The organism is Bradyrhizobium sp. IC3195, from assembly GCF_020193585.1.
In the GTDB taxonomy this organism is placed as follows: domain Bacteria; phylum Pseudomonadota; class Alphaproteobacteria; order Rhizobiales; family Xanthobacteraceae; genus Bradyrhizobium; species Bradyrhizobium yuanmingense.
This window is the reverse complement of record NZ_JADYVG010000001.1, coordinates 115,642-138,619: the sequence shown is the minus strand read 5'-3', so window position 1 is coordinate 138,619 and position 22,978 is coordinate 115,642. Positions and strand designations below refer to the sequence as shown.

2 protein-coding genes are annotated in these 22,978 nt (G+C 66.1%); both read right to left on the bottom strand.

What is annotated here, in order from left to right:
* Positions 1-3: 3 nt before the first annotated feature.
* A complete protein-coding gene (locus I6F09_RS00515; RefSeq protein WP_225187253.1) occupies positions 4-16,440 on the bottom strand; it encodes a non-ribosomal peptide synthase/polyketide synthase in 16,437 nt (5,478 codons plus the stop codon).
* Positions 16,433-22,978 (bottom strand): non-ribosomal peptide synthetase, encoded by a 6,546-nt coding sequence (locus I6F09_RS00510; RefSeq protein ID WP_225187252.1) that lies wholly within the window; start codon positions 22,976-22,978, stop codon positions 16,433-16,435. The genes I6F09_RS00515 and I6F09_RS00510 overlap by 8 nt, the downstream gene beginning before the upstream one ends.

Below are 22,978 nucleotides of genomic sequence, written 5' to 3'. Positions count from 1 at the left end.
GACTTACTCCGCTGGCTCCGGGACCGTATCCTGCGCGATCGTCGACGCCTCCGCCGGCACGAGCAGACCGCAGATCTCATCGAGCAGGCCGGCATCCCTCAGGATCGTGAAATGGTTGTCGCCGACGAAGCCGCGATCGACCGCCTTCGGCATCTGCGATTCCAGCCGATCACGCTGTGCCAGACGGGTCGAGGTCCACCAGCAGAGCGGCGTGGCTTCCAGGCCCCGCGGCAGCGCTGTGTTCTGCGCCAGCCTGTTGAGGTGCCGTCCGACTGCGAATGCAGCGGACAAATCATCGGCGCCGAGCGAGGCGTCGTTCGCTCTCACGCTCCTGCTCTGCTCCACAACAGAGGCGACCAGATCGCGGATGCGCTCCGGCGTCTCCGGCAAATCAGCGCGTTTCGCTGCCTCGACCTGCGCCTTGATGCGAGAGGCTGCAGCGCTCGGAAGAACCGCGGACAGCAATCCTGCGAGATCGTCGGCCCAGTGTGCCATCGACTCCTGCCGGTTCGGTCCGTCCGGCTGCCGCGGCACGAAGCTGTCGACCAGCGCGAGACGATCGACGCGCTCACCGCCGCGTTCGAGCTCGGCCGCGACGAGACCGACCAGCAGTCCTCCCAAGGACCAGCCGACCAGGCTATAGGGACCGCGCGGCTGCATCCGCCTGATCTCGGCCGCGTAGTCCACGGCCATGGCTTCGAGGGAGGCGTCGGTCCACGAGGGATCGACCAGCATTCTCGATTGCAGCCCGATCAGCTGCCGGTGCCCTTCGAGGCGGCGCGCCAGCGGCCCGTAGTCGAACACTGTGCCGAAGCCCCCATGCACAGCGAAGACCGGGTTCACGCCGCGAACCGCGGCATTCAGCGGCAGCAGCGCCGATGGCGCGGGTGCGACGGCGGACGCCGCGGTGGCGCTGCCGGCGAGCAAGGCGCGGATCGTCGGCTTCTGAAGCAGATCGCGCAGCTTGATCTCGATCCCGAACGTCTTGTCCTGACGGACCCGCGCCACGACCTTGAGGCACAGGATTGAATTGCCGCCAAGCTCGAAGAAATTGTCGGTGACGCCGACCTGCGGCACCTCCAGGATCTCGGACCACAGGCGCGCCATTGCAATCTCTGCCGGGGTTCGCGGGGGGAAGAAGCTCCGCATCGACGCATCGGGAGCCGGCAATGCACGCCGGTCGATCTTGCCGCTCGACAATATCGGCAACCGCTCCAGCACCACGATCCGAGCCGGCACCATATAGGCCGGCAGGACGAGCTTCAGGAAACCGGTCAAGCGCTCGACCAGCGTCTCGGCCGCATCAGGCGCGGCGTCATCTGCCGCCTTCGGCGCGACATAGGCAATGAGCTGATTTCCGGCTGCACTCGGCACTGCCACCACCGCCGCCTGCGCAATCGCCTCATGACGAAGCAGCGAGGTCTGGATCTCTCCGAGCTCGATCCGGAAGCCGTTGACCTTGACCTGGTCGTCGCTGCGGCCGAGATATTCGATGGTGCCATCCTCGCGCCATCGCGCCAGATCGCCGGTGCGGTACAGCCGCGCTCCCGGGGTCGACGAGAATGGGTCAGGCACGAAGCGCTCTGCGGTCATACCGGCCTTGCCGTGATAGCACCGTGCCAGCCCAAAGCCGCCGAGATAAAGCTCGCCGGCGACTCCGGCGGGAATGATGTCGAGCGCGGCATCGAGAATGTAGGCACGGCGATCTCCGACCGGCACGCCGATCGGCGCGTAGGGCGTGTCGCATTCCGACGCGCCATCGACTTTCCAGACCAGCGGCGTGACGACGGTTTCGGTCGGACCATAACCATTGATCAGAATGCGTGGCTTGAGAACGCGCCTGACCTTGTCGAAGCCCGCCTTCGGCATCGCCTCGCCGCCGAACGAGTAGAGCTTGACCGGCGGTGGATTGCCGCTCTGCTCGACGCAATCGGCGACCTGCTGGAGGTAGGCCGGCGGCAATCCGATATGGCTGACGCGATGGGCGTGCAGGTTCTCGACGGTCTGTTCCGGCGTCCACAATTCGGCGTCACGCATCAACAGCCGTGCGCCATGCGACAGAACTGTGAGCCAGCGCTCATGGGCGCCGTCGAAGGCCAGCGAGAGGAAATGCAGCTCGCAGGAGCTCTCGTCGATCTCGTAGAGGCTGCCCGTGACGTGACAGTGCATCGCCAGCGGTCCGTGGGCGACAGCGACGCCCTTTGGCGTCCCCGTCGAGCCCGAGGTGTAGATCAAATAGGCAAGGTTTTCCGGATGCAGTTCGGGCTGCGGCGGATGGTCCGGTCCCGCGTCGAACTCGAACGAAGACAAGGAAATTCGCTCCATGCCGTCCGGGCTGCCCTCGATTTCGAGCGGACCCGTCAACAGGAACGCGATTGCGGCATCGCGCATGACGAACGCGCGCCGCTCCGAGGGCAGCTCGGGATCGAGTGGAACGTAGGCCCCACCCGCCTTGAGCACGGCCAGCAGCGCAATCATCGTGGCAGCAGTTCGCTCGACCACCACGCCGACGCGCTGCTCGGGCTTGAGCCCCCGGGCGATCAGGTGATGCGCCAGACGGTTGGCCCTGCGCTCGAGGTCTCCGAACGAGAGCACCGAGCTGCCGATTGTCAACGCCGTCCGCTCCGGGAGACGCCGCGCATGGCTGCTGATCGCCTCATGCACCAGCGGCAGCGGAGCGCTCGACGTCGCGTGCCGATTGCAACGATCCGCAAGGACGGCGTCGAGCTCTGTGAGGGGATGGATGCTACCAAGCAAGGCCGCGGCATCCCGAGTCAGCTCCGCCAGCAAGAGCTCGAACTGCGCCTTGATCTGCGCCGCCTGCGCTGCGGTGAAATGACTCGGCATATAGGTGTATTCGACCTGGAGCGTGTCTTCGACCAGCACCGAGAGGTCCATCGGATAGTTCGTCACGTCGACACTCTTGAGGCCGCTGAACTGCAATGCGCCTGCGCCGCGGTGCATGCTGCGTTCGATCGGATAGTTCTCGAAGACGATGATGCTGTCGAACATGGTCTGACCGGCGCGGCCGGCCCAGCCCTGGATGTCATAGAGCGGCGTGTGCTCGTAGTCCCGGATCGCCGAATTGCGGTCCTGCAGCGCGCGGACCCATTCTCCGATCGGGCTTTCGGGCGGAATCGTTTCGATCACGGGCAGCGTGTTGATGAAGAGCCCGAGCATCTGCTGCGATCCGTCGAGACCGGCCGGACGACCGGCCACGGTTACGCCGAATGTGACTGTGTTCTGGCCCGTATAGCGTTGCAGCAGCAGCGCCCACACGCCCTGGACGACGGTGTTCAGCGTGATCCGTTCGCGGCGCGCGAACGCCTTCAGCTCCGCGGTGGCGGCCTCTCCGAGACGCGTGTAACAGCGTTCGTGGCCGGATGCCTGATGGCGGCGCGCGCCGAAGGCGTCGGCGAGCTGCGTTGGCTGATCGAAGCTCCTGAGTTGTTCACGCCAGAACGCTTCGGCAGCCTTGGCGTCCTGCGCCTGCAGCCAGGCGATATAGTCACGGTAGCGCGTTGCGTTCGCGGCGGCAGCGCCGCCGTAATAGCACTCCAGGACTTCTCCGACGAACCTTGCCGAGCTCCAGCCGTCCATCAGGATGTGATGATAGGTCCAGATCAGCCGATACAGGTGGTCCTGGAGGCGCAACAGCCGCACCCGCTGGAGCGGCGGCCTCTGGAGATCGAACTCGGCGGCGCGCTCATCGGCAAGAGCCGCCGCAATTCTTTCATCACTGATCGCCTGCCCTCGCCAGTCCTCCTGTGCGAACGGCACGATGGCGTCGCGATAGACGGCTTGCAGCGGGGAGCCGGAGAGCTCACGCCAGAGGAAGCCGGTCCGCAGCATCTGATGACGCGCGCTCACCTCGCGCCACGCTGTGCCGAGCCGTTCCGGGTCGAGGCCCCGGATCTCGACACTGACCTGATTGACATAAACGCCGCTGCCAGCATCGCGCAGGCTGTGAAACAGCATGCCCTGCTGCATCGGCGACAGCGGATAGACGTCCTCGACGCGGCTCCAGTCCAGACCGAGTCGTTCGAGCTGCTCACTGGAGAGTCCCGCCAGCGAGCCACGCTCCGATGCGGGGTCTTCCTTATCGGGCTCGACATCTCGGGACGACGCAATCAGCAGCTCGATGGTTTGATGCCGGAACACGTCGCGCGGCTCGATGAGCACGCCTTCGCGCCGCGCGCGGCTCACCATCTGCAGCGAGATGATGGAATCACCACCGAGCTCGAAAAAATTATCGGTGACGCCGATGTTGGGCTGGCGCAGCAGATCGGCCCAGATCGCGGCCAGTGTGACCTCCACCGGCGTGCGCGGCGCCACATGCTGGGCGGACGCCGCGAGCTGATCCGGCGCCGGCAATGCCTTGCGGTCGATCTTGCCGTTCGGCGTCAGCGGCAGGCGCTCCAGCACCACGATCCGCGCCGGGACCATGTAGTCGGGCAGCACCGAGGACAGCGCCGTTTTGAGCGCCGTCCCATCCAGCGCTTCGCCACTGACATAGCCGACCAGCTGGCGGCCGGCGCCGGCCTCGCGCGCCACCACCACGGCCGCGCGGACACCATCCTGCGCCTGTAGCCGTGCCTCGATCTCGCCGAGCTCGATGCGGAAGCCGCGGATCTTCACCTGGTAATCGGCACGGCCGACATAATCGAGCACGCCGTCGGATCGCCACCGCGCCACATCGCCGGTGCGGTACAGTCGCGCCCCCGGCGGACCGAACGGATCGGGAATGAAGCGCTCCGCAGTCAGGGCGCCGCGCTGCCAATAGCCGCGGGCGAGCCCGCTCCCGCCGATATAGAGCTCGCCGGCAACGCCGACCGGCGCGAGGTTGAGGTCACCGTCGAGAACGTAGAGCGTGGTGTTGCCGATCGGGCGGCCGAGCAGCGGACGATCGTCCGCCGCATCGAGCCGATGGCACGCCGACCACACCGTGGTCTCGGTCGGGCCGTACAGGTTCCAGACCTCGCCGGCCTGGGCCACCAGCCGCCGCGCCAGATCCGGCGGCAGCGCCTCGCCGCCGCACAGCACCCGGCAGCTCGCCGGCAGCGCAGGGCCGTCATGATCGAGCAGCATCCGCCAGGTCGACGGCGTTGCCTGGATCAGGGACACGCCATGCCGCTGCACAATCGCCTTGAGCTTGGCAGGATCATGCGCGGCCGCGCGATCCGCCAGCACGACGCAGGCGCCAATCGTCAGCGGCAGCCAGAGCTCAAGCACTGCGATGTCAAAGGACAGCGAGGTCAGGCCAAGCACCCGGTCGGCGGCCGTCATGCCGGGCTGCTCCGCCATGGTCGCGAGGAAGTTTGTCACGGCGTCGTGGCGAACCATCACGCCCTTGGGCAGACCGGTCGAGCCCGAAGTGTAGATCACATAGGCGAGGCTCTCGGCGTGAACGGCGACATCGAGATTGCCGGCATCGCTGCCCTCGCCGTCCTGTCCATCAACGAGCCAGGCCTCTGCGCCGGTCTCCGCCAGGATGGCTGCGAACTGATCGTGCAATCTCTCCTGCGTCAGCACCAGCGCCGCGCCGCTGTCGCGCAGCATATGCGCCAGCCGCTCCGGCGGGTAATCCGGATCGAGCGGCAAATAGGCCCCGCCGGCTTTCAGCACCGCCAACAGCGCGACCAGCATCTCGACGCTGCGCTCGAGCGCCAGCCCGACCACGATCTCGGTCCCGACGCCGCGATCGCGCAATCGCCGCGCCAGCCGGTTGGCGCGTGCATTCAGCGCGGCATAGCTCAGCTCCGCCTTGCCGAACACCAGCGCGATCGCCTGCGGCGACTTCCGGACCTGTGCCTCGAACTGCGCAATGATCCCCTCGCGCGGTTCATCCCGGCGCGTATCGTTCGCCCGTGCAAGCAGGACGTCATCCGCGGGGTCGCGGGCCGCGATCATCCCGACCGGTCGATCGGCATCCATGCTCAGCGCCTCGATCAGCCGCACAAAGGTTCGCTGCAGCCGTGCGATCTGAGCCTCGTCGAAATATTTGCGCTGATAGTTGAAGACGAGGCGCAGGCGCTCATCGACGCCGATGCTGGCGAACAAAGGATAATTGCTGCTCTCGACGATCCGGGTTTCGCCGACCTGGATCTGCCGGTTCTGTCCGATCAGCGCGCGATCGACCGGGTAATTCTCGAACACCAGGATGCTGTCGAATAGCGGCCGTCCGGGGCGCCCTGCCAGCCGCTGGATCTCGTAGAGCGGCGTCGCGCCGAATTCGCGCAGGGCCAGATTGCGATCCTGCAACTCGTGCAACCATGATCCAACGGTCTGCTGCGGGCCGACACCGTCGATGACCGGCAACGTGTTGATGAACAGGCCGACCATCTCTTCGGCGCCGGCGAGCTCCGGCGGTCTGCCCGACACGGTGACACCGAAGCAGACCGTGCCCTGCCCGGTATGCTGTCGCAGCAACTGCGCCCATGCCGCCTGCACCAGCGTGTTCATCGTGATCCGCTCGCGCGCCGCGAATTCCTGCAAGCGTCCGGTCAGAGCCGCATCCAGCTCCAGCGCGAGGGTGCCGTGGCCTGACGATTGCGCGCCCGACCGGTCAGCCAGGCTGTCTGCCAGGAAACCCGGCTCGTCAAGTTCTGCCGTCGCATTGCGCCAGAACGCCGCCGAGGCGTCGCTGTCGCGAGCCTTCAGCCACGCGATGTAGTCGCGATAACGGTGATGCAGCGCCGGCAGACGTCCCTCGCCATTATGCTGCATCACCTCGGCGATCAGACGCGCCGAGCTCCATCCGTCGAGCAGGATGTGGTGATGCGTCCAGATCAGCCAATGCCTGTCGGCGCCGAGCCGGATCAGCCGGACCCGCTGCAAGGGTGGTCGCGACAGGTCGAACCCGGCGGCCTGCTCCTGCCGCGAAACGTCGGCCAGCGCCGCATCCAGTTGCGCCTGGTCCCACGTCGCACTCCGTGCTCGCCAGTCATCCTCGATAAAGGGCACTTCGGCCCGCCGATAGACGACCTGTTGCGGCGCGCCGGACAGGTCACGCCATATAAATCCCGTCCGCAGCACCGCGTGACGATCGCTGGCTGCCTGCCAGGCGCGGCGCAGCTTTCCGGCTTCCAGCCCACGGATCTCCGCCGCGACCTGGTTGACGTAGAGCCCGCTCTCGCCGTCATGCATCGCATGGAACAACATGCCTTGCTGCATCGGCGACAATGGATAGATGTCCTCGATCTCGCGCCAATCAAGCGTAAGCCTGTCGAGCTCGGTCTGACCCAGCCCCGACAACGCCACGTCCGATGGTGTCAGACCGCAAGCGTCGCCGGTGCAGTGATCGACCAGCTCGCGCAACGCAGCCTCGTACAACGCGGCCAGCCGCTCGACCGTCTCGCGCCGATAGCGCTTGCGGCCGAACCCGAACGATAGAAACAACCGACCATCGCGCACCGTGCCGTTCACCGTCAGCCAGCGTCGCAGCGGGCTCGATGCATCCCGCGATCGGCCGGCGCTTTCCGCTGCCATCTTGAACAGCGCCGCCTCATCGCCTCCGTCGATCTGGCCGAGATAGTTGAACGCAATCCTCGGCTCGCCAGCGTGCGATAGCGCCAAGCGCTGCTCTTCGGAGCCAAGATAACGCAATACGCCGTAGCCCAGTCCGCGGCCGGGAATGCCGCGAAGCTCCTCCTTCACGGTTTTGATCAATGACGAAGGATCTTCCGAGCCACCGGTCAACCGCACGGGAAAGGCCGTCGTAAACCAGCCGACCGTGCGCGAGAGGTCGAGATCGCCAGCGAGAGGCTCGCGGCCATGCCCCTCCAGCTCGACGAGAACGTCGTCGTGCCCACTCCACTGCCAGACGGTGCGTGCAAGGCCGGCAAGAAGGAGATCATTGATCTGCGTACGATAAGCCGATGGCGCATCCGTCAGCAGGCGCCGCGTCCATTCACTTTCGAATGACAGCAGGACCTCATCGGCATCGGCGATGCGATCGTTGCCCGCGTGGTCCTCGTCGCAGGGAACGTCCGCATTTGCACAGCGGCTGGTCCAGTAGGGTAACTCCGTCGCCAGTTCTGGCGAGGTCGCGTAAGCCCGCAAGCGCTGACCCCACAGCGCGTGAGCATGAGTCTTGGGCGGAAGCGCGGCCGCGGCGTCACCCTTCGCAAGCTGCCTGTAAGCGGACGCGACGTCCTCCAGCAGAATGCGCCATGACATCCCGTCGACCACGAGATGGTGGATCACGATCAGAAAACGCTGGCTGCCGTCAGCGACATCGATGCCGACGGCCCGTAACAGCTCCCCGCCGGAGATCGACAGGCTTGCTTGCGCCGACGATGCCAGCGCCGTCACGGCATCGCGGCCGGCCGCCTGCCGGACCCAGAGCAGTTCCTCCGCGCCAACAGCAGCGCCGTGCTCGGCATACCAGCTTCCTTGCTTCTGCTCGAAGCGCAGGCGTAGCGCATCATGATGATCGACCACGGCGGCGAGCGCGCGCCGCATCACGTTCCAGTCGAGGCGCTCTCGCGGATGCAAGAGCACAGCCTGGTTCCAATGATCCCGATTCTCCATGTCCTCAGCAAAGAAGCGGGACTGAATCGGCAAGAGCGGATGCGGGCCGATGACCTGCCCCTGATCGGCGAGCGTCCCCGTGCGCTGCTCGGTCCGCGCCGCGCGCGCCAGAGCTTCGAGCGTCTGATGCTGGAATACGTCGCGGGGCTCGATCAGGTATCCGGCGCGCCGGGCGCGGCTCACCATCTGGAGCGAGATGATGGAATCGCCCCCGAGCTCGAAGAAATTGTCGGTGAGGCCGACGGCCGGCCGGCCGAGCAGCTCGGCCCAGATCGCCGCAAAGGCGATCTCCGCAGGCGTGCGTGGCGCCTGATGATCCGCATGGCCATGGGCCATGTCGGGCGCCGGCAGCGCCTGGCGATCAACCTTGCCACTCGGCATCAAGGGCAGCCGCTCCAGCACGGCAATTCTCGGCGGCACCATGTAATCCGGCAGGACGGCCGACAGCGCTGTCCGCAGCGTAGCCTCTTCCAACTCCGCCGTGCCGCTGACGTAGCCAACGAGCTGCCGGCCGGCGCCGACCTCTCGCGCCACCACCACGGCGGAGCGAACGCCGGGCTGCTCGAGCAGCCGCGCCTCGATCTCGCCGAGCTCGATGCGGAGGCCGCGGATCTTGACCTGGTGATCCGCGCGTCCGACATAGTCGATCGCACCATCAGCGCGCCAGCGCGCCAGGTCTCCCGACCGATAGAGCCGCTCGCCTTGCTCCCCGAAGGGATCCGGAATGAAGCGCTCCGCCGTCAGCTTCTCGCGCCGCCAATAGCCCCGCGCCAAACCGGCCCCGCCGATGAACAACTCGCCGGTCACGCCTGCCGGAACCATGTTCAGATCGGCGTCGAGGATGCGGATCGTCACGCCGGGAATGGGTCGTCCGATCGGCACGCGCGTCCCATCCTCGTCGCGACAGGTCCAATACGTGGCGTTGATGAGAGCCTCGGTCGGACCGTAGCGATTGTCAAACCGCACATGGGGGAACGCCGCACGCACACGCGTCATGAGATCGAGTGACAGCGCCTCGCCGCCAGCAAACAGGCGCCTCAGCGAGGTGCAGCGCGGCGCGCCGGGCTCGGTCACGAAATGCTCGAGCATCTGCGGCACGAAGTGCAGCGTCGTCACGTCATGGGCGATGACGGCGTCCACCAGGATTCGCGGCTCGCGATGCGCGCCTGGAGCGGCGATCGCGAGCCGCGCGCCGGCTGCGAGCGGCCACAATATCTCCCAAACCGAGACGTCGAAGCTGAACGGGGTCTTGTGCAGCAAGGTCTCGGCAGGATCGAGACCATACTCCGCCTGCATCCAGCCGAGCCGTGCCGCGAGTGCGCGATGTGAGCAGGCTACGCCCTTGGGTACGCCAGTCGAGCCCGACGTGTACATCACATAGGCCAGACTGTCCGGATGAAGCACCGCTTCGGGGTTGCCCGCAGGCATCTCGATGTGGGCCTCGCCCTCGCCGTCGATCGTCCAGGCCTCGGCTCCCGCATCCGCGATCACCGGCGCCAGATGCGAGAGCAGGCGCTCCTGGGTCAGCACCAGCGCCGTTCCGCTGTCGCGCAGCATGTGAAGCAGGCGATCGGACGGGTAGTCGGGATCGAGCGGCAAATAGGCGCCGCCGGCCTTCAGCACGGCCAGGACGCCGACGATCAGCTCGACGCTGCGCTCGAGCGCCAAGCCGAGCAGTCGGTCGCGACCGATCCCGTGCTCCCGCAGCCGCGAGGCCAGGCGATTGGCACGTGCGTTCAGCTCGCCATAGCTGATCTGTCGTTCACCGAAGATCAAGGCGATCGATGATGGCGAAGCCGCGGCCCGGGCTTCGATCTGCGCGACGATAGTGTCGCCAAGCTTCGGTGCCCGCTCGGCGCTGCCGCCCCAGCCGAGCAATCTCTGCTCCTCATCGGCATCGAGGCTGTCCAGCGCGCCCAGCGGCCGCGAGGCGTCCGCCACGATCCTGGCCAGCAGTTGCGACAGCGAGGCTTGCAGATATCTGATATGATCGTGGTCGAAACGGCTGCGATCGTAGCGAAAGCCCAGATTGATGCCGTCGGGTTTAGCGAAGACCGCCACCGTCAACGCATAATTGGTAATCGATACCTGCTCGACCCGGCCGAACCGGCGTCCGCTATCGCTCTCGCCCCGCAGCGCCTGATCGATCGGATAGTTCTCGAACACGAGGATGTTGTCGAACAGCGCGCGGCCGGAACGGCCGGCAAGACGCTGAATGTCATAGAGCGGCATCCAGCCATGATCGCGCAGATCCGTATTGCGCGCCTGGAGGTCGCGCAACCACGCTCCCACTTCCGTTTGCGGGGCTGCTTGATCGACGACGGGTAGCGTGTTGATGAACAGGCCCACCATGTCCTCGGACCCGCTGATCTCGGCCGGCCGGCCCGATACCGTCGCGCCGAAACAGACCGCGCTCTGGCCGGTGTGGCGACGCAGCAGCTGCGCCCACGCGCCTTGCACCAGCGTGTTCAACGTGACGTGCTCGCGCCTGGCAAAGGCTTGCAAGTTTACCGTCAGATCCGGCGTGAGCAGCAGATCCAGCGACCCATGGCCGGCTGAATCCGTGGTTACTGGTCCTCCCAGCGTGTCCGCCAGGAAACTAGGCTCCTCCAGTTCTGCCAAGGCGGAGCGCCAGAATGCTGTCGACGCATCGCGGTCCTGCGTTTGCAACCACGCGATGTAGTCGCGATAGCGGCCCCTCACAGCGGGCAGCCGCTCGCCGCGTTCGTGCTGCAAGATCTCCGCCATCAGACGCGCGGCGCTCCAGCCGTCGAGCAGGATATGGTGGTGGGTCCAGATCAGCCAGTGGCGTGCCTCGTCGAGCCGGATCAGCCGGACCCGCTGCAATGGCGCTTGCGACAGGTCGAATGCCCTGGCGCGTTCGGCTTGCGCAATACCCGCGAGCGCAACCCGGAGCTCCTCCTCTTCCATGGCGGCCGCCCGCGTTCGCCAGTCTTCTTCCTCGAATGGCAAAGGCGCAGAGCGATAGACCACCTGCTGCGCGGCCCCCGACAGCTCGCGCCACGCAAATCCGGTTCGCAACACGGCGTGGCGCGAACCGATCTCGTGCCAGGCTGCGCGCAGCCTGCCGGCCTCGAGACCACGAACCTCCAGGCCAATCTGGTTGACGTAGTTGCCACTCTCGCCATCACGCAGAGCATGGAACAGCATACCCTGCTGCATCGGAGACAGCGGATAGATGTCCTCGATCTCGCGGCAGTCGATCGTTGCAACCAGCGCGTCGAGATCAGCTTGCTTCAGGTTCGACAAGGCGAAGTCCGACGGCGTGATTCCGCGGGCGCCGCCCGTGCAATGGGCGAGGAGTTCGCGCAAGGAAGCCGCGTAATGCTCGGCGAGACGTTCGATCGTTGCGCGCCGGTAACGCCTGCGGCCATAGCTGAACGACAGGCGCAACTGTCCTTCCCCGACCTGACCGTTGATGCTGACCCAGCGACCGAGCGGCGCGCTTTCGCTGCGCATCGGCCCCGAGCTCTCGGGCGCGAGGCGGAACGGGGCACTCTCTCCCATGCTGGAATCGAACTGGCCGAGATAGTTGAAGACGATGCGCGGCTCAGGACGTGCCGCCAGGGCGCTCCGCTGGGCTTCGGTGCCGAGATGACGCAGGACGCCGTACCCCAGGCCGCGGTTGGGAACGGCCCGAAGCTCCTCCTTGACGGATTTGATCAGAGAGGCATCGTCCCCGGAGCCGCCCGGCAGCCGCACCGGAAACGCAGTGGTGCACCAGCCGATGGTGCGGGACACATCGGCGCCTGCGAAGACGTCCTCGCGGCCATGGCCTTCGAGCTCGACGACGACATCTTCAGTCCCACTCCAGCGCGACACCGCTCGCGCAAGTGCCGCCAGCAGGAGATCATTGACCTGGGTACGGTAGGCGGTCGGGGCCTCCTTCAGCAGCCGCGTGGTCAATCCGGCGTCGAACGCCAGCAGGACTTCCTCGCCGTCGGCAACCCGATCTACCCCCCCATGATCGTCATCGCAGGGAAACGCGGAATGCGATCCTCGCTCCAGCCAATAGTCGAGCTCGGCTGCCAGCTCGTCGGTCGCAGCATAGGCCTGCAATCGCGCGCCCCAGGATGCATAAGATTCGCTCCTCACCAGCGCGACTGAAGCCGCACCCTGGCGGAGCTGATCGTACGCCGCCGCAAAGTCTTCGAGCAGCATCCGCCATGACACGCCATCGATGACGAGATGATGCACCACCACCAGAAGCCGCTGGCTGCCGTCCGCGAGATCCATGCCGACCACACGCAGCAGCGGTCCGGCCAGCGACAGGCTGGTCTGAGCCGACGCGGCAACTCCCGTGACCTCGGCGGCATCGCGAACGTCGCTGCGAATCCAAAGCAGCTCCGACGCTGAAGGCGCTGCGCCATAGATGGCACGCCACACACCGTCTATCTCCTCGAAGCGCAGGCGCAGGGCCGCATGATGCGCGACAAGAGCGGCAAGCGTGAGCTCGACGAGCTTCCAGTCGAGCCGCGACTTCGGCATCAGCAGGACGGCCTGATTCCAGTGATGACGGTCCCCTGCATCCTCACTGAGGAACCGCAACTGGATCGGCAGCAGCAGGTGCTCGCGGCCGTCGAGATCGATCTCAGCGGCGACGATCTCCGCTTTGTCTTCACTCCGCGCCACGCGCGCCAGATCCTGCAAGGTCTGATGCCGGAAGACGTCACGCGGCTCGATCAGCAGGCCCGCCTGGCGCGCGCGACCGACCAACTGCAGCGAGATGATGGAATCGCCGCCGAGCTCGAAGAAATTGTCGGTGGCGCCGATGGCGGGCTGGCCGAGCAGCTCGGCCCAGATCGCAGCGAGCACCGTCTCGGCTGCGGAGCGCGGCGCGACATGCGCGGTGGTTGCGGCCGGCATCTCAGGCGCCGGCAGGGCGTCGCGATCAACCTTGCCGTGCGCGGTGAGCGGCAGCCGGTCCAATCGCACGATGCGGGCCGGCACCATGTAGTCGGGCAGCTCATCCGAGAGCGCCGCACGCATCGCCGCTTCGTCGAACGGCCCATCGCCGGCGACATAGCCGACCAGCTGACGGCTGACGCTGGCTTCAAGGGCAACGACCACGGCCGACCGCACGCCGGCCTGCCGCATCAGCCATGCCTCGATCTCGCCGAGCTCGATCCGGAAGCCGCGGATCTTCACCTGATGATCGGTCCGGCCCACATATTCGATGACGCCATCGGCGCGCCACCGCGCCAGATCGCCGGTGCGATACAGCCGCGCGCCCGGCGCGCCAAACGGATCAGGGACGAAGCGGTCGGCCGTCAGCTCGGCGCGCTGCCAGTAACCGCGCGCCAAGCCCTCGCCGCCGATGAACAGTTCACCGGTCACGCCGACCGGGACGATGTTGAAATCATTGTCCAGGATGTACGCCGAGCGGCGGCCCACCGGGCGACCGATCGGGGCATAATTGCCGTCGATCTCCTCGCTCGCATCGACCTTCCAGACCAGCGGCGTGACCACGGTTTCGGTCGGCCCGTAGCCGTTGATCAATGCCCGCGGCTTGAGCGCGCGCTTGACCTTGTCGAAGCCGGCCTTTGGCATCGCCTCGCCGCCGAACGAGTACAGCTCGACTGGCGGCGGATCGCCACGCCACATCGCGAAATCAGCGAGCTGTTGCAGGTAGGCGGGCGGGAATCCGGCATTGGTGACGCGCTGCCGGCGCAGAACCTCGATAGTCTGTTCGGCGGACCACAGGTCCGCATCCCGCATCACGAGCGCCGCGCCGCAGGTCAGTGCGGTCCAGAGCCGCTCATGGGCGCCATCGAAGGTGAAGGACAGGAAGTGCAGCTCGCGCGAGTGCCGATCCATGTCGTAGAGCCCGGCCGTCACCTCGCAGTGCATGGCGAACGGACCGTGTTCGACCGCGACGCCCTTGGGGATGCCGGTGGAGCCGGAGGTGTAGATCACATAGGCAAGGCTGGTTGGCACCACCGCGATCTCGGGATCGCTTTCGCTCTCCTTGGCGAGATCGATCGCACCGAGCGGAACGACCACAACGCCAGCTGGCGGCGGCGTTAACGCCGAACTATCTGCGTCGACCAGCACGACACGCGCGCCGGCATCGCGCAGGGTGCCGACCTGTCGTCTGGCCGGATGCTCGGGATCGAGCGGCAGATAGGCTGCACCCGTCTTCAAGATGGCGAGCAGCGCTGTAATGAGGCCTGGCGAACGCCGTGCCGAGACACCGACAAGGTCGTCGCGCCCGACACCGAGGCGGATCAGGTGGTGCGCGAGCCGATTGGCGCGGCGGTTGAGCTCGGCATAGCTGATTTCATCGTCACCGAAGACCAGCGCCGGCGCGTCGGGCGTTTCGGCGGCCAGCCGTGCAACCGTCCGATGCACCGGTGTGAACGATGAGCTTGCCGTTTCGTCGGCGCGATTCCATTGCCGCAACTGCCCCAGTTCCTGTTCGGACAGCAACGCCACATCGGCGATCCCTTGCGCGTCGTCGGCGACCATGGCCTTCAGGGTCGTGGTCCAATGCGCGGCAAGACGCTCGATCGTCGCCGCCTCGAACAGCGCCGCCGCATAGGTAAAGACGGCGCGGATTTCGCCTGACAGCCCCTCCTCGGTATCGAGCGCGAGGTCGAACTTGACGGCATCGACCTCCGTATCGATCGTCTCGATCTGGAGACCGGTCCGATCCGATGGACTAGCCGACGCCCGACGGCGCTGGTGATTGTAGAGGACCTGGAACAGTGGATTCTGACTCAGGCTGCGCGTGGGCCGAAGGATTTCGAGCAGACGTTCGAACGGCAGGTCCTGGTTTTCCTGTGCCTCGACAGTGGCCGCATGAACCGCCGCAATGAAGTCCGCGATCGCCGCGCGGCCGTCGATCTGCGTGCGAAGCACCTGGGTATTGACGAACAGACCGATCACGCCGCGCGCTTCGCCGCGATGCCTGTTGGCGACGGGCACGCCGATGTTGATGTCGGACTGCCCGGTGTAGCGATAGAGCAGCAGCTTGAAGCTCGCCAGCAGGACGGCGAACAGGGTCGTGCGATGCCGCCGCGCGAGCCCGCGCAAGCCATCGGCTAGCGCCGGGTCGAGCGGGATGCGATGTGCCGATCCCGCCAGATCCGGGACCGCCGGGCGCGGCCGGTCGATCGGCAGCTGGAGCACCGCCGGATCGGCAAGACGCCTGGTCCAGTAGCCGACCTGCCGTTCGCCATCGACCGCACTCATCCAGAGCCGCTGCCATTCGGCGTAGTCGGCATAGTCAATCTCCGGCTCCGGCAGCGCCGGTTCTTCACCGCAAGCGAATGCCGCGTACAGTTTCCAGAACTCGTCAACCAGCACGCCCATCGACCAGCCGTCGGCCACGATATGGTGCAGGCTGACGACGAGGAAGTGATCGCCCTCGTCCAGCGTCAGCAGCGTCGCGCGCATAAGCGGGCCGGCCTCGAGATCGAACGGCAGGGAAGCCTCCTGCCGCGCAAGCTCGCGCGCCTGCCGTTCGCGGTCGTCGCCATCGAGGGCCAGGTGCCGCAATGCGGCCGGCTGCGGAACCTGGATGACTTGTTCGGCCTGCTCCCCTTCCTGCCGAAAGACGGTGCGAAGCGCGCTGTGGCGGGCGACAAGCATATCGAACGCCTGTTGCAATGCGCGTGGTTGCAGCTGGCCGCGCACGCGCACCGTCGCTGATATGTTGTAGGCCGCGCTGGACGGATCCATCCGCCACAGGAACCAGAGGCGCGCTTGCGCAAAGGACAGCGGCGCCCGCTTTCGCCCCTGGCGCACGATCGGCAGCATGGCGAGGTTGACGCCCTTCGCCGCGAGCTGCGACACGAACGCGTGCTGCTTGCCGGAATCGAGACGCATCAAGCGCCGTGAAATGTCGCGCAGCTGCTGCTTTTGCGTGGTTGCCGTGTCACTCATGGGACAGTTCGACTTCCTTCAACAGGTCGAGCATCGCTACGATGTCGTCGCTTCGCTTGTCGATCTCGCTCTCCAGGCCCAGCGCAGCAGCCATGGTTTCAACGGTCGTCAATTCAAACAGACGATTGAGCGGCAGGTCGTGGCCGAGATCCCGCTTGATGCGGCTGACGAGCTGGACCGCGATCAAGGAATCGCCGCCGAGCTCGAAGAAATTGTCGGTGACACCGATATTGGGCTGGCGCAGCAGATCGGCCCAGATCGCGGCCAATGCAGCCTCCGCCGGCGTGCGCGGCGCGATGCGTTCTGACTCCGCGAGCTGATCCGGCGCCGGCAATGCCTTGCGGTCGATCTTGCCGTTCGGCGTCAGCGGCAGACGCTCCAGCACCACGATCCGCGCCGGGACCATGTAGTCGGGCAGCACCGGGGACAGCGCCGTTTTGAGCGCCGCCCCATCCACCGCTTCGCCGCTGACATAGCCGACCAGCTGGCGGCCGGTGCCGGCCTCGCGCGCCACCACCACGGCCGCGCGGACGCCCGGCTGCGCCTGCAGCCGCGCCTCGATCTCGCCGAGCTCGATGCGGAAGCCGCGGATCTTCACCTGGTAATCGGCACGGCCGACATAATCGAGCACGCCGTCGGATCGCCACCGCGCCACGTCGCCGGTGCGGTACAGCCGCGCCCCCGGCGGACCGAACGGATCAGGGATGAAGCGCTCCGCCGTCAGGCCGCCGCGCTGCCAATAGCCGCGGGCGAGCCCGCTCCCGCCGATATAGAGCTCGCCGGCGACGCCGACCGGCGCGAGGTTGAGGTCACCGTCGAGAACGTAAAGCGTGGTGTTGCCGATCGGGCGGCCCAGCAGCGGACGATCATCCATCGCATCGAGCCGATGGCGCGCCGACCACACCGTGGTCTCGGTCGGACCGTACAGGTTCCAGACCTCGCCGGCTTGCGCCACCAGCCGCCGCGCCAGATCCGGCGGCAGCGCCTCGCCGCCGCACAGCACCCGGCAGCTCGCCGGCAGCGCAGGGCCGTCATGATCGAGCAGCATCCGCCAGGTCGACGGCGTTGCCTGGATCAGGGACACGCCATGCCGCTCCACGCTCGCCTTGAGCTTGGCAGGATCATGCGCGGCCGCGCGATCCGCCAGCACGACGCAGGCGCCAATCGTCAGCGGCAGCCAGAGCTCAAGCACTGCGATGTCAAAGGACAGCGAGGTCAGGCCAAGCACCCGGTCGGCGGCCGTCATGCCGGGCTGCTCCGCCATGGTCGCGAGGAAGTTCGTCACCGCGTCATGACGGACCATCACGCCCTTGGGCAGGCCGGTCGAGCCCGAGGTGTAGATCACATAGGCGAGGCTCTCACCGTGAACGGCGACATCGAGATTGGCGGCATCGCTGCCCTCGCCGTCCTGTCCATCAACGAGCCAGGCCTCTGCGCCGGTCTCCGCCAGGATGGCTGCGAACTGATCGTGCAATCTCTCCTGCGTCAGCACCAGCGCCGCGCCGCTGTCGCGCAGCATGTGCGCCAGCCGCTCCGGCGGGTAATCCGGATCGAGCGGCAAATAGGCCCCGCCGGCTTTTAGCACCGCCAGCAGCGCGACCAGCATCTCGACGCCGCGGTCGAGCGCCAGCCCGACCACGATTTCGGTCCCGACGCCGTGATCCCGCAATCGTCGCGCCAGCCGGTTGGCGCGCGCATTCAGCGCAGCGTAACTCAGCTCCGCCTCGCCGAACACCAGCGCGATCGCCTCAGGTGACTTCCGGACCTGTGCTTCAAATTGCTCGATCAACGACTGTCGCCGATCATGCGCCTGCGTCCGGTTCCACGTCTCCAGCAACAGCTGCCGCTCGTCGGGGGGCAAAATGTCGAGCTGCCGGACCGGCGCACGCGGCGCGCGATCCAGCGCATCGGCCAGTTGATCGAGTGCCTGCTGCATCATGGCGCAAATGCGATCGGCCGAGAACGGATGGACGATCTGGGCGGTCAGGCCAAGCGCCTGGCCATAATCCTCGACCGCCAGCATCAGGGGATAATTGGTGCGTTCCTCGCCCCCGAGCCATTCGATGCCGGTGCTCTCCCTGTTGGCAGCCAGATCCGCCGGCATTGCATTGTGCCGATAGTTCAGGACCGCGCTGAACAGAGGCGCAGGTGCCGTGACGCCGCTGCATCGCTGCGCGAGCGCCAGGGAGGCGTGCTCGTGTGCCATCAGTTCGGTCAGCCGGCGATGCGCATCACGAACGCTGTCCTCGACCGCAGCGTCACCAAGATCCAGCCGCAACGGCAAGGTGTTGATGAACAAGCCCATGGTGCGATCGCCGCCCGCGCCGGCGTGCATGCGGCCGAACAGGACGGTCCCGAACACGACGTGCTCGCGCCCGCTGGTTCGCGCCACCACCTGCCCCCAGGCGAGATGGCAAAGGCTGGCGAGGCTGACGCCCAACCGCCGCGCCTGCACACGAAGCCTTGCGTTCAAGCTCTCGGGCAGCATCAGCCGGGTTTCGGCAATACCGGCACCATCGCCGTGCACCCGATCCAGGCCGAACGGCGTGGAGGGCTCGTCGATGTCGGCGAGCATGCCGCGGAAGAAGCGCTCATGCTCCACGGTCGCCGCCGATCCGCGCGCCTGTGCCACCAGATTCCGGAACGGATAAGGCGGCGGCAATTCGTGGCTCCGCCCGGACAGGATCTTCCCGACCTCGTCGTGCATCACTTCGAGCGTGGAGTGGTCGCCAATCAAATGATGCAGCAGGACCAAAAGCAGCCAGCGCTCTCCACCCGGATCGGCCGCGACCGCAAATCGCAAAAGCGGCGGCCGTCCGAGATCGATCCGATGCAAACGCGGATCGAATCGTCGCGCGAGTTGCTCATCCCCAGGGCCTTCGCCGTCCAGCACGATCTCGGTGACGACCAAGGGCGCCTGCCGCCAGACCACCTGAGCCGGTGTGGACAGGCCGTTCCACACGATGGACGTTCGCAGAATGTCGTGGCGAGCGATCACCTGCCGGACCGCGTCGAGATAGCGATCGAGCAGGTCGCGGTCGGCAAAAGCCATCCGGCCAACCAGCAGATAGGGATCGCCTTCCTTCGACAGCAGGTGGTGGAAGAGGATGCCGTCCTGAAGTGGCGAGAGGCCGTAGACGTCCTGGATGTTGCCGACGCCGCCGGGAACGCCGGCCACGATGCTGTCGATGTCGGATTGCGTTAGCGCGATCAGCGGCAACAATTCCGGTGTGATCGCCGTCGTCTGCCGGGTGATCCGATTGACCGGAACGTCCGCTTCTACGCCGCCATCGAGGCTGGCGGCAAATTCCGCCAGCACCGGCTTCGCGAACAGCATGCGCGCATCCGCCCTCAGCGCATGCCGCTGCAATCGCTCCAGCATGCGCACTGCGAGCAGCGAGTGGCCGCCGAGCTCGAAGAAGTGGTCACTGCGTCCGATCCGATCGACGCCCAAGAGCTCGGCCCAGATATTTGCGACAATCTGCTCGACCTCGCCTCGCGGCGGTTCGAAACGGCGCCGCGCATATGCATCGTTCTCCGGCGCCGGCAGCGCCTTGCGGTCCACCTTGCCATTCGGCGTGAGCGGGAGTGCATCGAGACTTACGAACGCTGACGGCACCATGTAGTCCGGCAGACACGCACGCAGGTGATCGCGCAACGCGCTGGCAAGCTCTCCGCCATCGCGCCTTACGCCCCCCCTAGCGGCCACATAGGCGACCAGCCGCATGTCGCCGCCATGATTGCGCTGCACCAGCACGATTGAATCGGCAACGTCGGCGTGCTCGTTGAGCCGAAACTCGATTTCAGCGAGCTCGATACGAAAGCCACGGATCTTGACCTGGTGGTCGTTGCGGCCGAGAAACGCAATATTGCCGTCCGGGAGATAGCGGCCGAGATCGCCGGTGCGGTACACGCGTGCATCCGCATCGCCGCAGAAGGGATCGCGCACGAAGCGTTCCGCCGTCAGATCGGCGCGATTGAGATAACCGCGCGCGATGCCGACCCCTCCGATATGGATTTCACCGACCGCACCGAGCGGAACGGGCGCACCGAACCGGTCCAGAAGATAGATCCGCGCATTCGGCAGCGGTCGACCGATCGGAGCCGCGTCGCCATCAAAGCCCCGATGCCGCAACCAGCTCGTGGCGCAGACCGTTGCTTCCGTCGGCCCATAACCGTTGAAGACGGCAATATCAGGAGGCAATCCCTTGACCAGCTCGGCCCTGGGCAATTCACCGGCAAGAACGAGAACCCGCAACGAGGCGAGCCGTTCGAGATCGGTCCGCCCGTGCAGCATCGCCGGCGGCAAGGTCGCATGCGTGATCGCATTGTCCGCGAGATAGCCGAACAATGCCGCGGTGTCCTGATGCTCGCGCGTGCCGGCCAGAAACAGCGCGGCGCCCGAGCACAGGGCCATGACGATTTCCCAGATGCTGGCATCGAAGCTGAGCGAGGCAAACTGCACGACGCGACTGCTCGAATTGATGTTGAACAATGCCCGCTGCGCCAACGCCAAATTCACCAGGCCACGGTGCTCGACCATCACCCCCTTCGGCCGACCGGTCGAGCCGGACGTGTAGATGATGTAGGCGAGGCTTCGCGCAGTCAGGCCTTCGAGGAGAACACTCGGATCCGACGTCGCCAGCCCTGCGTCTGCGTCGGGGTCGACCATCTCGCAGGTCCCATCTGGAATGATCGCGCGTCCTGTGGCGTCTGCGATCAGCAGGCGCGGCCTGGCATCCTCGACAATCTGACGTAGCCGCTCCGCAGGATAAGCGGGATCGAGCGGCAGATAGGCGCCGCCCGCCTTCAGCACGGCCAGCAGGCTCACCACCATTGCGATGCCCCGCGGCAGGCAGATCGCAACGGGCTGATCCGGCACCACTCCCAAGGTGATCAAGTGCCGCGCAAGCCTGTTCGCCCGCGCATCGAGCTCGCTATAGCTCAGACGAACGTCCTCGTATGCCAGCGCAATGGCCTCCGGCGCCCTTCTCACCTGCTCCGCAAACAGATCTTGAATGCAGCTTTCGGAGGGAAACGGCGTGGCCGTCTCGTTCCAAGTGTCGAGAACGCGCCTGCGCTCATCGGCACCAATGATTTCGATCCGGTCGACCTCCTGGTCCGCATCGGAGATCATCGCCCGCAGCACGGTCAACAGATAGCCCCGATGGCGCGTGATCGTCGCTTCGTCGAATAGCGACGTCGCATAATTCAGGGAGCCGACAATGCGCCCGTCCATCTCGCCGAGATTGAGCTCGAGATCGAACTTGACCTGTTGCAGCGGAATATCAGCGACCTCGGCTTTGAGGCCGGGCAACTCGAGAGGCCCCCTCTCGTTGTTTTGCCAGGCGAACACGGCCTGGAAGACCGGTGTCTGCTCCGGCCGTCGCAGCGGTTGGACGATCTCGACGACCTGCTCGAACGGTAGGTCCTGATGATCCTGCGCCGCGAGCGCCGCCGCGCGCACGCGGCGGAGCAGTTCGGCCACGCTGGGCTCCGCCGAGAGATCAACGCGGACAGCCAGCATGTTGACGAAGAATCCGATCAGGCCCTCGATCTCCGGCCTATTTCGGTTGGCCGTCGGAGTCCCGATGACGATATCGGTCTGCGAGGAGAGTCTCGACAACACCACTGCCCAGGCCGCCAGCACCGTCATGAAAGCACTGGCGCCATGCGACTGACTCAGTCGCCTGATGCCGGAGGCCAGCTCCACATCGATCTCGATCGGCAGGGACGCCCCGGCGAGCGACCTGATTGGCGGACGCGGCCGATCCGTCGGCAATTCAAGCACGGCAGGAGCGTCCGCGAGTGCTTCTCGCCAATAGTCGACCTGCCGCTGCAAGCGTTCGCCCGACAGCCATTGCCGCTGCCAGACGGCATAGTCCGGATACTGGATTGCCAATGGCGGCAGAGGATCGTCCTTGCCGGCGGCGAATGCCCGGTAGAGAGCGCCGAGCTCGCGCATGAGCACGCCGATCGACCAGCCATCGGAGACGATGTGATGCTGGGTGAGCAAGAAGAGATGCTCTCCCTCCGCCATCCGGATCAGGCGACCGCGGACCAACGGTCCAGCGGCGAGATCGAACGGCGTCGCGGCCTCCTCGCGGCAGAGGCGCGCCAGCTCCTGCTCGCGAACGTCCCGGCTACTCAGATCATGTTCGAGCAGCGGCACACGCGCATCCGTGGGCAGCAGCACCACGCGCGGCTGTTCGTCCACTACGCGAAAGACGCTGCGCAGGGCTTCGTGGCGCGCGAACACACGGTCGATGCTGCGACGCAAGGCTTCGAGATCGAGCTCGCCCGTAAGCCGCAATGCTCCGCGAATGTGATAGCTGGAATTCGTACCATCGAGCTGCGCCAGCAGCCAGAGCCGCTGCTGCGCAAAGGACATTTCCAACGATCCGCTCCGCGCCACCACCGGAATGGCACTGGCGCCACTCCTGTCGGCACTCCGGCCGCGATCCCTGGCCAGCGCGACGAGCTTTCTCATCTGCTGGGGATCCAGATCGCGTAAGCTCGGCTTTGCCGTGTCAGCCAT